This window comes from Niallia sp. MER 6 (assembly GCF_023714395.1).
Classification (GTDB): domain Bacteria; phylum Bacillota; class Bacilli; order Bacillales; family Cytobacillaceae; genus Niallia.
This window is the reverse complement of record NZ_JAMAUK010000002.1, coordinates 50,536-63,086: the sequence shown is the minus strand read 5'-3', so window position 1 is coordinate 63,086 and position 12,551 is coordinate 50,536. Positions and strand designations below refer to the sequence as shown.

Annotated in this window: 15 protein-coding genes; 11 read left to right on the top strand and 4 right to left on the bottom strand. The window is 39.6% G+C overall.

Annotated elements, in window-relative coordinates:
• Positions 1 to 63 precede the first annotated feature (63 nt).
• From M3600_RS02890 to M3600_RS02880, 3 genes are read left to right on the top strand one after another with little or no spacing between them, the layout of a single operon-like run.
• The gene (locus M3600_RS02890) at positions 64 to 1,263 is read left to right on the top strand and encodes an EAL domain-containing protein (RefSeq protein WP_251644704.1); all 1,200 of its coding nucleotides are present in this window, start codon (positions 64 to 66) and stop codon (positions 1,261 to 1,263) included.
• A 41-nt stretch (positions 1,264 to 1,304) separates the two neighbouring features.
• Complete coding sequence (hepT, locus tag M3600_RS02885; protein ID WP_233316488.1) at positions 1,305 to 1,742, top strand: type VII toxin-antitoxin system HepT family RNase toxin; 438 nt, start codon at positions 1,305 to 1,307, stop codon at positions 1,740 to 1,742.
• Positions 1,743 to 1,776: 34 nt separating this feature from the next.
• The gene (locus M3600_RS02880) at positions 1,777 to 2,544 is read left to right on the top strand and encodes a TIGR01457 family HAD-type hydrolase (RefSeq protein WP_233316487.1); all 768 of its coding nucleotides are present in this window, start codon (positions 1,777 to 1,779) and stop codon (positions 2,542 to 2,544) included.
• Positions 2,545 to 2,591: 47 nt separating this feature from the next.
• Here M3600_RS02880 and M3600_RS02875 read toward each other — a convergent pair whose 3' ends face one another.
• A complete protein-coding gene (locus tag M3600_RS02875; protein WP_233316486.1) occupies positions 2,592 to 3,077 on the bottom strand; it encodes a phosphatidylglycerophosphatase A family protein in 486 nt (161 codons plus the stop codon).
• Between the two features lie 284 nt (positions 3,078 to 3,361).
• On the opposite strand from M3600_RS02875, the gene yutH reads away from it, so the two are divergent.
• From yutH to thrB, 4 genes are all read left to right on the top strand, one after another.
• Complete coding sequence (gene yutH, locus M3600_RS02870) at positions 3,362 to 4,369, top strand: spore coat putative kinase YutH (protein WP_311315875.1); 1,008 nt, start codon at positions 3,362 to 3,364, stop codon at positions 4,367 to 4,369.
• A gap of 251 nt (positions 4,370 to 4,620) precedes the next feature.
• Positions 4,621 to 5,916 carry a homoserine dehydrogenase gene (locus M3600_RS02865; protein WP_233316485.1) on the top strand — a complete coding sequence of 432 codons (1,296 nt, stop codon included), beginning with the start codon at positions 4,621 to 4,623 and terminating at the stop codon, positions 5,914 to 5,916.
• On the top strand, positions 5,916 to 6,977 hold the full coding sequence (gene thrC / locus M3600_RS02860; RefSeq protein ID WP_233316484.1) for a threonine synthase: 1,062 nt from the start codon (positions 5,916 to 5,918) through the stop codon (positions 6,975 to 6,977). The genes M3600_RS02865 and thrC overlap by 1 nt, the downstream gene beginning before the upstream one ends.
• Positions 6,974 to 7,891 carry a homoserine kinase gene (gene thrB / locus M3600_RS02855; protein WP_233316483.1) on the top strand — a complete coding sequence of 306 codons (918 nt, stop codon included), beginning with the start codon at positions 6,974 to 6,976 and terminating at the stop codon, positions 7,889 to 7,891. The genes thrC and thrB overlap by 4 nt, the downstream gene beginning before the upstream one ends.
• Before the next feature lie 44 nt (positions 7,892 to 7,935).
• Here thrB and M3600_RS02850 read toward each other — a convergent pair whose 3' ends face one another.
• Positions 7,936 to 8,172 (bottom strand): NifU family protein, encoded by a 237-nt coding sequence (locus tag M3600_RS02850; protein WP_233316482.1) that lies wholly within the window; start codon positions 8,170 to 8,172, stop codon positions 7,936 to 7,938.
• A gap of 166 nt (positions 8,173 to 8,338) precedes the next feature.
• Here M3600_RS02850 and M3600_RS02845 point away from each other — a divergent pair, with 166 nt between their 5' ends.
• Complete coding sequence (locus M3600_RS02845; RefSeq protein ID WP_233316481.1) at positions 8,339 to 8,665, top strand: YuzD family protein; 327 nt, start codon at positions 8,339 to 8,341, stop codon at positions 8,663 to 8,665.
• A gap of 65 nt (positions 8,666 to 8,730) precedes the next feature.
• On the opposite strand, the gene M3600_RS02840 is transcribed toward M3600_RS02845, so the two are convergent.
• Positions 8,731 to 9,822 carry an NAD(P)/FAD-dependent oxidoreductase gene (locus M3600_RS02840; RefSeq protein ID WP_237941846.1) on the bottom strand — a complete coding sequence of 364 codons (1,092 nt, stop codon included), beginning with the start codon at positions 9,820 to 9,822 and terminating at the stop codon, positions 8,731 to 8,733.
• Positions 9,823 to 10,036: 214 nt separating this feature from the next.
• Here M3600_RS02840 and M3600_RS02835 point away from each other — a divergent pair, with 214 nt between their 5' ends.
• Positions 10,037 to 10,276 (top strand): YuzB family protein, encoded by a 240-nt coding sequence (locus M3600_RS02835; protein WP_251644703.1) that lies wholly within the window; start codon positions 10,037 to 10,039, stop codon positions 10,274 to 10,276.
• A 41-nt stretch (positions 10,277 to 10,317) separates the two neighbouring features.
• Here the strand turns inward: M3600_RS02835 and M3600_RS02830 are convergent, their stop codons facing one another.
• A complete protein-coding gene (locus tag M3600_RS02830; RefSeq protein ID WP_251644702.1) occupies positions 10,318 to 10,998 on the bottom strand; it encodes a DUF2225 domain-containing protein in 681 nt (226 codons plus the stop codon).
• A 236-nt stretch (positions 10,999 to 11,234) separates the two neighbouring features.
• Between M3600_RS02830 and M3600_RS02825 the strand changes: the two genes are divergently transcribed.
• Together M3600_RS02825 and M3600_RS02820 are read left to right on the top strand one after the other, a co-directional pair.
• Positions 11,235 to 11,600, top strand: coding sequence for a HesB/IscA family protein (locus tag M3600_RS02825; RefSeq protein ID WP_233316477.1), 366 nt, complete (start codon positions 11,235 to 11,237; stop codon positions 11,598 to 11,600).
• A gap of 253 nt (positions 11,601 to 11,853) precedes the next feature.
• Positions 11,854 to 12,546, top strand: coding sequence for a 3D domain-containing protein (locus M3600_RS02820; protein WP_233316476.1), 693 nt, complete (start codon positions 11,854 to 11,856; stop codon positions 12,544 to 12,546).
• The last annotated feature ends 5 nt before the right edge of the window (positions 12,547 to 12,551 follow it).

Sequence of the window (12,551 nt, the reverse complement as noted above, 5' to 3'; positions counted from 1 at the left end):
AAGATTATTTTTCCTGCCAGTAAATTAAAATATTATCCTCCTCAATTTATTTTGAGGGATCCTGTGGAGCAAAACGTAAGTGCGGCCCTTCATAAAGGAAATGAAGTGGCTGTAATTGTCTTTTCCATCCATAACTTGGCCATCTTAAAACGGGAAATGGACAGCGCAGCATCCCAAAGATTATGGGAGCAAGTGAGAGAAGCATTCCATACCGTTATTAGAGAAGAAATACCTTCTGACCAAATTGCAGCAGTCCGTGCCTATTATCAGGATGGAATTGCCTTATTCTTGAAGATTGATCACAAGATGGACACTGTTCCTAACATAGATTTTACGATCCAGTTAATATTGGAAAAGCTGCAAACAAAAGTTTGGAGATCTCTGCAGCAGTCGGTACAGCCGATTTTTTGCACAGGCTATATATTTATTGACAGGCAAATCGACCAATTAAGGGATGCTATTTATCTTGCTTATCAGCAGGCTTTATCGATGGCCCAAAAAGGCTTAACGTCCGAATTTAATGAAATGTCATTTGCGTTAGGGAAAATTGTAGCAAATAAAGATATTCGCTTGTTAGCACAGCCGATTTTGGATGTGGAAACAAATAAGGTTAAAGCATGTGAAATGCTGACAAGAGGACCTGTCGGCACATCGCTTGAAAATCCCCTCCAACTGTTTTCTGTTGCACGGCAAACCAACCATCTTTATGACCTTGAAATGGTCGTATTGGAAAAAGCGCTTGAACAAATAAAATTAACTACCTGGAAGTTCGATATTTTTATTAATTTTACACCGTTAACATTAGGTAATCAGCATTTTGTGAAAGACTTGAAAAAGCTGATGAACAAATATAAAGAGATATCTCCAAACAGGATTACCATTGAGGTGACAGAACGGGATTCAATTGAGGGATTAGAATACTTCATTTCTAACTTGAAGCTTTTGCGCCTAATTGGATTCAGAGTGGCTATAGATGATACAGGAGCAGGCTATGCAAGCTTGAACTCGATAAGTGAAATCATGCCTGATATCATTAAAATAGACCGTTCTGTCATCCAGAATATTGACAAAAATTCTGTCAAAGAATCGATGCTTAAAGGCTTGCTGCTAATAGCTAAGGAAGTAGGTTCAATAGTTGTAGCAGAAGGGATTGAAAGTGCGGAAGAAGCGCTTGTTCTCTCAAGAAATAAGGTTGATTTGGCACAAGGCTATTTTTATGCGAGGCCGACAAGCTTAAGCAATAATCTGCAAACGATTGTGTGAGGTTTTGTCTATACTAAAAAAAAAATGAAGGAGGCATTCAAATGTATTTTGTGGATCGGGAAAAAATCGGGCAGCAATTACAATATTTACAGCAATTGGTTCAGATGTTTAAAGAACAGGATTCGTTTGAATCCAAACTTGAGAAATTGGCATTAGAAAGACTTGCACATATGATGATTGAGGCAATGCTTGATGTCGGCAACAGTATGATTGACGGTTTTATCATGCGAGATCCAGGCAGCTATGAGGATATTATGGAAATTCTTACTGACGAAAAAGTACTTTCAGTTAGCGTTGCAGGTGAAATTAAAGAGCTGCTAGGTTTGAGAAAAACACTGGTGCATGATTATACGAATATCTCTCATGAGATTGTCAGGGAAGCATTGGAGAAGGGAATACCTTCTGTTGAATCCTTCTCGTTATCTGTTAAAAACTACTTGATTAATGAACTCGGTCCAGTTACTGCCTTCAAAAACTAGCATGATAAATGGAATAGAAAGGGCTTTTATATTCATGAAAAACTATAAAGGATACTTAATCGATCTAGATGGGACTATGTATAAAGGGACAGAAGTAATTCAAGAAGCGGCTGAATTTGTCAAACGCTTAATTGCCCTTGGTATCCCATATTTATATGTGACGAACAACTCGACAAAAACACCAGAGCAAGTAGCCCAAAAGTTAAGAGATTTCCACATACCTGCAAAAAAAGAGGAAGTGTTTACTTCCGCTATGGCTGCAGCTGGATATATATACGAACAGAACAAATCAGCAAGTGTTTATATGATAGGTGAAGAAGGCTTGCGCCATGCACTTACAGAAAAAGACATTCAAATACTGGCTAACCATGAAGAGGCTGATTATGTAGTAGCAGGCATGGACCAGCAAATCACGTATGAAAAGCTGGCGCAGGCATGTCTTGCTGTCCGCAGCGGAGCTAAATACATTATCACAAACGGTGATACAGCTTTGCCGACGGAGAGGGGACTTCTTCCTGGAAACGGTGCCCTTACATCAGTCATAACAGTTTCAACAAACACAGCCCCACTTAATATGGGCAAGCCAGAGGCAATCATCGTGGAACAAGCATTGAAACTGCTTGGCGTAAATAAGAATGAGGCTATTATGGTAGGCGATAATTATCATACCGATATATTAGCTGGGGTAAATGCAGGAATTGATACATTGTTAGTTCATTCTGGTGTCACAACAGCAGAGCATTTAGCCACTTATGAGCAAAAACCTACATATTCCGTTAACAGTCTTTCTGAGTGGGAATAACAAAAAAGGAAGAAGCACTTAGTGTGTTCTTCCTTTTTTATTTTCATCTATTTTTCACCCCTGACACTATGTGCCAGCCTGCTTGATGCTGCCGCAGCAATAGCACCAACTATATCATCTAAAAAAGTATGACATTTCCCTGTCGATTTATCATTAAGCTTCTTAAGGATGCCAGGTTTTAATTTATCTACATATCCGTAATTAGTAAAGCCGATTGAGCCATATACATTTACGATGGAAAAGCTCAGTACTTCGTCAACGCCGTAAAGACTTTCATCACTTTCGATAATGGCTTGAAGCGGTGCCTCGAGCATTTTCTTTTCTGCAAGCACATCTAATTGTATGCCAGTTAACAAGGCATTTTGTACTTCCCTTTTGGACAATACACGCTCTACATTATGGATACATTCAGCCATTTCTAAATTCTCGTGATATTTTTCCTGTAATAAATAAACTAGTTCTCCAATATCTTCTATGGTAACTCCGCGCTCGTGAAGCCATTTTCTCGCTGTTTTTTCTGTAATATCTGACATATTATCACCTTTTCTAATTGTATTCACTATCTAAACACAGTGGTCATCATTGCTTACTATGCCAATATTGGCTGTACGCTTTACCGAGCATTGCGTAAAAGGCAGGCTGTGATAATAGCTGTATACTTGTTAGTATATGTAGGACTTCTATAAAGGTATGTGTCATTCTTTACTGAAAATTTCTTTAGCAACAGGTTATAAAAGAAAAAACTCAAGATTATCACTTAACGACATATATTTTCTTATAAGGTGTTTTTCAGATTCGTTCTTTGAAAAGGAGGAGTATGATGATTCGGAAAATCTTACACAGTCATTATGGCGTAGAGGTCACAGATGAAATGAGGTTTGGTCACTATGAAGCCTGCAGAAAGGATGGCAAGCTGTATACGCTTATACCAGTAGACAACAAAGAGGATGAAGAGATATTAGAGCTTCATGAGCTTGTAAATCATATGACAAATTTGGGTGATTACAGAGTTGGGACATTTCTGGAATCAAAGGATGGCAATATTAGAGAAGAGGTGGAAGGACAGGCGTACTGTATTATGCTGAATGAGCATGTTCAGCCTTTTCAATCAAAGCAATTAGGAAGGAAATTAGGAAAGTTTCATTATCGGGGCAGATCGGTCCAATTTGGTGTCGAGAAAATTTCGCGAATGGGACAATGGAAAGGTTTGTGGGAAAAGAGGATTGACCAGATGGAGGCCTTTTGGAATACAAAGATGTACCAGGAACCTGAAAGCGAATTTGATAAACTGTTTCTCGAGGCATTTCCATATTATATGGGAGTTTCTGAAAATGCGATTCAGTATTTGGTCGATACAGAGCTTGATGATGAACCTTCACCGATTGACAGCGGGACGATTTGCCATAACCGTTTCATGAAATCAACATGGATGGGAGAGTATTATGTAAAGAATCCATTTGATTGGGTATTCGATCATTGCGGCAGAGATTTAGCAGAATGGACAAGAGAAAGATATTTTCTTAATATTAAAACCTATTATCGGGATGTTCGAAATTTTTACAATGACTATCAAAGCATTGCACCATTAAGCCCGTTTTCCTGGAGGCTGATCTATGCGAGATTGCTGTTTCCTCTCCATTTTGTGGAGTGTGTCGAAAATTATTATTCAAGCTCAAGTGAGGCACAACGGCATTATTTAGAGGATCAATTAAAGAAATATTTAAATCAGTCAAAGGATTCAGAGGAGTTCCTGCGCGTTTTTTTTGAGATGGTTGAAGCACCTGTCAAAAAATCAAAAATCCCCACATTAAGCTGGCTTTATTAACCTTCCTTTTTATACAATTACCCTTTCCCCGGCTCGCTTTCTAGCCGGGTATTCTTGTCCAAAATAGTTCCCCTTTTTCTTACAAATTACTTTATAATAGAAAAAACAGTAAAATGACAAAAATAAGAGTTGAATAAATTTTCAAAGAATATATAATTCACCTCTTGTAAAAAATCAGATCTAACACTATAATGTCTACTATACAAAGACAGTTGTTTTTTTAAAGAGAACATCTTAGGGGGAATAGCAAATTGGAGACAATATCAATTGGACTGCTTGGATTGGGCACTGTCGGCACAGGTGTTGTAAAAATCATAGAAAATCACCAAGATAAAATCATGCACCAAATCGGCTGTCCCGTCAAAGTAAAAAAGATACTTGTAAAAAATATAGATAAAGACCGGGATGTATCCATTGCAACTGACATGTTAACAACAAATCCAGATGAGATTCTGAATGATCCAGAAATAGATGTGATTATTGAAGTGATGGGCGGCGTAGAGGAGACAAAAGAAAGGCTGCTCCAAGCCCTTAAAAATCGCAAGCACGTTGTAACAGCTAACAAGGATTTAATGGCTGTTTACGGGGCGCGCCTCTTACAAGTTGCCTCAGAAAATAATTGTGATTTATTCTACGAAGCAAGCGTTGCTGGCGGGATTCCTATCATTCGAGGACTTGTCGATGGCCTAGCATCAGACCACATTACGAAACTGATGGGAATCGTGAATGGAACGACAAACTTTATTTTGACAAAAATGACTAAGCAAGGAAAAGCGTACGACGAAGTCTTGGAAGAAGCACAACGACTCGGATTCGCCGAAAGCGATCCGACATCTGACGTGGAAGGTCTTGATGCAGCTCGGAAAATGACGATATTGGCTACATTAGGCTTTTCTATGAACATCAGCCTTGAAGATGTGAAGGTTGAGGGGATTACTCAGGTCACGGAAGAAGACATTCAGTATGGCAAGCAGCTTGGCTATACGATGAAATTGATTGGTTTTGCCCATAGACAGGACGGAAAAGTAGAAGTGAGCGTACAGCCAGCCTTCTTAATTGACAGTCACCCGCTAGCGGCAGTCAACAATGAATTTAATGCTGTTTATGTATACGGTGAAGCAGTAGGAGAAACGATGTTTTACGGGCCTGGTGCCGGCAGCATGCCGACAGCAACTGCAGTCGTTTCTGATTTAGTGAATGTCCTAAAAAACATGAGATTGGGTGTAAACGGAAAAACCGCTATTACACCACAATTTAAAAAGAACTTGAAGAAACCGGACGAAATGTACTCCAAATACTTCCTTCGTCTGCAAGTAGAAGATGCAGTAGGTGTATTTGCTGAAATTACATCAATCTTCTCCAAAAATGGTGTGAGCTTTGAAAAGATTCTGCAATTGCCTGTAAAAGAAAAAGGCATGGCAGAAATAGTCTTAATTACGCATCATGCATCCTTGTTAAACTATGAAAATATACTAATTCAATTAAGAGACTTATCATCTGTCCGTACAGTAAAAAGCTCTTACCGTGTAGAAGGAGGAACTAAGTAATGAGATGGAAAGGCCTGCTTGAAGAATATAAAAATTATTTGCCAATTAACGATAACACACCAAGTCTGACTTTAAATGAGGGTAACACTCCTTTAATAAAGCTTGAACAGCTTTCAGAGGAATGGGGAGTAGAGCTGTATGTAAAAACAGAAGGTACAAACCCGACTGGTTCATTTAAAGACAGAGGCATGGTGATGGCTGTCGCTAAAGCTAAGGAGGAAGGCAATTCCACTGTTATTTGCGCCTCTACTGGAAATACATCGGCTGCAGCTGCAGCATATGCAGCTCGTGCAGGCATGCGCTGTATCGTTGTAATTCCAGAAGGTAAAATTGCGATGGGTAAACTAGCTCAAGCTGTTATGTACGGTGCTGAGATTATATCGATTGAAGGAAACTTTGACCAAGCATTGCAAATGGTTCGGAAAATCAGCGAAACAGAACCAGTTGCGCTAGTGAATTCTGTCAATCCATACAGATTAGAAGGCCAGAAAACAGCTGCATTTGAAGTTTGTGACCAGCTTGGCACAGCACCTGATATCTTGGCAATTCCAGTCGGAAATGCAGGCAATATTAGCGCCTACTGGAAAGGCTTTAAGGAATATAACGAAGCAAAACAAACAGGACTGCCAAAGATTCATGGATTTGAAGCAGCAGGAGCAGCAGCAATCGTCCATAATCGTGTGTTTGAAAATCCGGAAACAATCGCAACAGCAATTCGCATTGGAAATCCGGCGAGCTGGAAGCTGGCTGTACAAGCCCAGCAGGAATCAGAAGGTATTATTGATGAAGTAACAGATGAAGAAATCATCGCTGCTTACCGTACGATTGCAGCTAAAGAAGGCGTATTTGCAGAACCTGGTTCTTGTGCTTCTATCGCTGGAGTTTACAAGCATTTGCAAAGCGGTAAGATTGCTAAAGGCAGCAAGATCGTTGCTGTACTGACAGGAAATGGCTTAAAAGATCCGAACACAGCTATAGATGTAAGTCCAATTAAGCCTGTTGTTCTGCCGAACGATGAAAAGGCAGTGGCGGCTCATATTAAGGGAGTCGTTCATATATGATGGAAAGTGAGATGCTTCAAATCAAGGTTCCAGCAAGTACGGCAAATCTTGGACCGGGATTTGACAGCCTTGGCATGGCTCTGAGCCTATATTTGATTGTGGAAGCTTCTCCAGCAGAAAAATGGGAGGTAATACCGCTCTCAGAAAAATTGAAGACTTTTCCGTCAGATGAAAGCAACTTTATCATCGCAACAGCTATACAAGTAGCCAAAAGCTACAATAAAGAATTGCCGCCTTGCAGGGTAAGCGTTTCAAGCGAAATTCCGCTGGCTAGAGGTCTCGGTTCTAGTGCGTCGGCAATTGTTGCTGCAATAGAGCTTGCCGATTCCTTAGGTGAGCTTCAATTGACAGAGGAAGAGAAATTTACCATCGCAACCAATATGGAAGGGCATCCGGATAATGTCGGTGCAAGCATATTTGGCGGCCTTGTGGTTGGATGTCAGCTTGGAAGCGAGGCAGATGTGGAAGTAATCCATTCAGTAGAATTGGAATTGCTGGCCGTTATACCGAATGAAGAGCTTCTTACGAAATCAGCAAGAGATGTGCTCCCTAAATCGATGCCATTTGCAGAAGCAGTTGCAGCAGGTGCTGTTTCCAATCTTCTTGTGGCCGCATTGCTGACAGGCAACAACAAGCTTGCCGGCAAGATGATGGCGCTGGACAAATATCATCAGCCGTATCGAAAGGAGCTTGTCCCGCATCTGGAGATAATAGAACAGCATGCTCAGAAATTAGGGGCATACGGTGTCGCCTTAAGCGGTGCAGGTCCAACAGTCTTATGTTTCATTGAAACAGGGAAGACAGAAGCGGTTGCCGCTGGACTGAAGGAGCTTTTGCCTGATATGAATTATCTTCCCGTGCAGATTGATAAGAATGGTGTGGAAGTAAAAGGGAAAGCATACAGCAATATATAAAAAGGGCAGCCATTGGCTGCCCTTTTTAGCTATTAAAGTTTGTATTAGAATACTTGCTCTACTTCATATACCCCTGGAACTTCTTCCAAAAGAGCGCGCTCAATACCAGCTTTTAGCGTGATTGTCGAACTTGGGCAGCTTCCGCAAGCTCCAAGCAAACGCAATTTTACGATGCCGTCTTCCACATCTACCAATTCACAATCCCCACCATCTCTAAGAAGGAATGGGCGTAATTTATCTAGTACTTCCTGTACTTGTTCTCTCATTTCTAATTCTGCCATTCATATCGACTCCTTTCCTATAATTTATTATAATCACATTAAAGAGAAAAATCTATTCTAGAAACATGAAAACACCTAAACATTATTTCATATTGCATTGTCTCTTCCTGAGACAATAATGTCAACACTTCAATGAGTGAATTAAACAGGAAAGAGAGGAAGAAAAATGAAAAGAGAATTAGAAATAAGCATTTACGGTGCAGAACAAATTTGTGCGAGCTGTGTGAATCTCCCTTCTTCAAAGGATACATATGAGTGGCTGCAGGCTGCTCTTAAAAGGAAATTCCCTGATCAAGATTTCAAGATTCATTATTATGATATCTTTGAAGCTAATTACGATGAGGATAAAAACGCCTTTTGTAAAAGGGTCATTGAAGAAGATTTATTCTATCCAGTTGTCGTAATTGACGATGAAATAATTGGTGAAGGCAATCCGAAGCTGAAACGGATTTATGAGGAGTTTGAAAGGTACGGATACAATAGCGCACAATAATCCAAAGAAAACAGGCTGAAGAGATGTTGTCTCGTCAGCCTCAAAAGGCTCAAAGCCTCATCGCTTCAGCCGCGATTTTTGGGCTGAATGAAGTAACTTTTTTTTTTATTTTTATCTTTCCATAATACCCCGTGCTTTAAAATTCTCGGAATACGGCCAGTCAATGCAGTGTTGGCAATAAGCCCAAATCCATGCTTTTTTCCAAGTGAGCCCAGCACCCCTTTCAGTTTCAGCGTTGGAAAGGAAGGAAGTCTCTCTCCTTTCCAACGGGCAATCAAAACGGCAGCTATTTGCACAGCCTGTTTTTCTGCGAGCTGGGCGCTCGGTGGCAGGCCAAGACTCGCGCAGTCTCCAACTACAAATACTTTGTCATCATCAGGCAAGTGATGATGATCGGTGAGAAGTATTCGCCCTTTTTTATCTTTGTCTGCCGCAAGATCGAGAACTATTTTGTTCGGCTTGACGCCAGCAGTCCAAACAATGCAGTCAAAGGGATAAGGCTCTCCATTATTGTATACCGTATTCTCTTCAATTAAGGTAATAGTGGAATTTTTGATTATTTCCACATTTCGTTCTCCAAACCACTTCTCCACATAATCGCTTACCTTCGAAGGATATGATGAAAGGATTGTATCTCCCCGGTCAAACAAGGTAACATGCAAATCTTGGCGGCTCTCCGCAATTTCAGAGGCGAGCTCCACCCCGCTTAAGCCTCCGCCGATGATAGCAACCCTTGATTCCTCCGCCAATAGATTAAGCTCTGAGTAAGTCATCTGTGAGCGGCTTCTCGTTTGAATGCTGTGTGTAAACTTATCGGCTCCTGTTATGCCATGATAGTTATCCTCGCAGCCTAAGCCAATAACTAAATCATCGTAAACGATGCTTTCTCCATTTACGAGATTCACTTTATGTGATGGTAAATCAATACTTGCTACTTCTGCATTTAGAATGGAAACTTGGGGATGTTTAGGAAAGGGAATCCTAATATGCTCATCTGTGACGGTGCCTGCGGCTAAAGCATAGTATTCTGTCTTTAAAAAATGGTAAGGGGCTCTATCAATAAGGATAACCATTATGTTATATGGCAGATTAGAAATCAGGCGGGACAACAGCATCATGCCGCCATAGCCGCCTCCAAGTATAATTAGTTTTTTCATAAAACCTCCCTAAAAAGGACATTCATATTGTATTTGAACAAAGGTTGTTAATATATACAACTTTTTCGAAGCATTTTATCCTTAACTATTTTTAAGTATATTATGAGGATTAGGCGGTTTATTCTTAATTGAAGAAGAAATAACAAACATACTGTTAAGCTTGATAAATAAAATAAAAAAAGTTAGTATATGTGTTATTGAAGAGGTGATTATATTGTTTAAACCGATTATTGAATTTTGTTTAAGCAATCTAGCATCCGGGGCAGAATCGGCAAAGCTCCAATTAGAGCAGGATGATAAACTGGATGTAATAGATTATGGCTGTTTAGGCATGTGCGGACAGTGCGGGGAATCTTTATTTGCCCTTGTAGACGGAGAAATGGTGACAGGTGAAACACCTGAAGAGCTTGTTCAGAATGTGTACAAGCATATAGAAGAAAATCCGATGTTTTAAATAGAAGGAACACAGACAAAGCAGGCGAAACTCGCCTGCTTTTAAGCTTTTTGCAGCTCTCTGATTTTTAGCCAGCCATCTTTTGCGAGACTGATAATATTTTTTTCAATCGTTTTGCTTTGCTGTTCGATTACTTTTGAGAAATACTTAACAGCTTGTTCTGTTTTTGATGTTCTTCTGCAAAGCTCACCTGCTAAATATAGTGTCTTTATTTCAGAAACTTGAGTTCCTCTGAAGTCTCCGGTTGAATAAGACAGCTCGTATTCAGATAACGCCAGCTTCATGAAGCGAGTTTCCTCGTTTACGTCCTCCAGCATTCGATAAAGCCACGCCAGTCTTATGTATAAACCAGCTATCAAAATATGCTTCTCATGTCTTAGAATCCCAGCATATGCAGCAAGTTTATATGTTTTTACACTGTCTCTTATCGTTCTGCTTTCTCCAAAGTTTTGCGGATTCCATTGGCTTGAAATCTTTTCTGTTAAGATTGCTTTTTCTGCTTCATTTAAACGGACCTCTGCTTGATCTGCGAACGCAAAACCGCATGCAGGACAGACATTGACATAATAAAGAAGCGGATTATGTTCTTCATAAAATGGAAAAAAGTCAGAATCAAACCCTTTTGCTTTAATAAATCGGGAACGCAGCTTCTTTGTTGTAAAAGAGGTGGTACATAATGGACATAGACAATTTTTATCATAAAGAGGTTCAATGGTGGTCATTTTCTCATACCTCTCCGAAAATAATTTAGTTAATTTATACTACTATTATACATAACATTAAGGATAATTACCTATTAAAGTAACGATTATTTAAAAAATTAATAATATTATCAAATAACAGTTGTCATGCTTCTGCATTTAATTGGTATATATTTGGTGAGTTGCACAAGTTGAGTAGTTTTGTCGCGAGGTATATAATATAAGGAAGAAGAAACATCAGAAAGGGAGGATTTATTATGACAGAAGAAGTACTTCATATTACAGATGCGGCAGCATTGCAAATTAAAGAAATGATGAAAGACAACGAAGAGGAAGGCTCTTATCTTAGGGTTGCAATCAGAGGAGGAGGCTGCAGCGGACTTTCTTACGGGATGGGCTTTGCACCTGAAAAAGAAGAAAATGATTATGTAACAGAGCAGCACGGTATTCAAGTGCTTGTTGATAAGAATGACACAGCCATCTTAAAAGGCACAAAAATTGATTATAAACAATCTTTAATGGGCGGCGGTTTCACAATCGACAACCCGAACGCCATCGCATCTTGCGGATGCGGTTCCTCTTTCCGCACAGCAGTTAACGCAGGTACGCCTGAAGAGTGCTAAACAAAAACTGCCTTTTCCGAATGGAAGAGGCAGTTTTTTTCTCTTTTAAATCTCCTCTTAAAATATGTAAAATACCTAAAAAAGAGTGCAGAAAAAGATAAATAGGGGGCTGTTAACCAAATTATACTAGTGAAAAACCGGTATTTTATAGCAATTTTTGTTAATTTACTAGGTAAATGGCTTCTCTTTTAAACTATTTGTGAATAATTGTTTCCATTTTGGGAAATGAATAGTTTTGGAGGAGTTGAAAAATATGACAAGTAAAAAAATTTTTAGAAGGGTCGGAATGACCTTACTTTTCATTGCAGCACTACTAACAACATTTCAATCCATTTCAGGAGTACAAGCGAGCTCATTCCATCTTTCAGACAGTAATGAAACAGAGGATGATTCTTATTTAGATCATACATTTAAAAAGATTGGATTTGGAATTAAGAATTTGAAGGAAGCTTTTGCAGCAAGCACACAAATATCTTCTAGTACAGAGGTAACAGGCAATCCTCCTTTGCTTGAAGAAAGAGATTGGTCCCAATATCCAAAGAAACAAGTTGTGGCTACTGGTTATACGGCTGGCTTTGAATCAACAGGAAAAAACCCTAGTCATCCGTCATTTGGCATCACCTATTCTGGTGTAAAGGTGAAGCGTGATTTATACAGCACGATTGCTGCAGATATAAGTGTATTCCCAATCGGGACCGTGCTATTTATCCCAGGCTATGGATTTGGAGTTGTTGCAGACACTGGCTCTGCCATCAAAGGGAATAAGCTTGATTTATACTATGAAACAGTAGACGACGTATATAGCCAATGGGGCAAGAAAACAGTAGACGTATACATAGTGGAAATGGGCAAAGGGAAACTGACAGAGAAAACATTAACAGCGTTTAATGAAGCGAAATCTATGCAGGTTTTCCGCCAGCAATACACAAGTGCAGAAAGCAAATAAAAAAA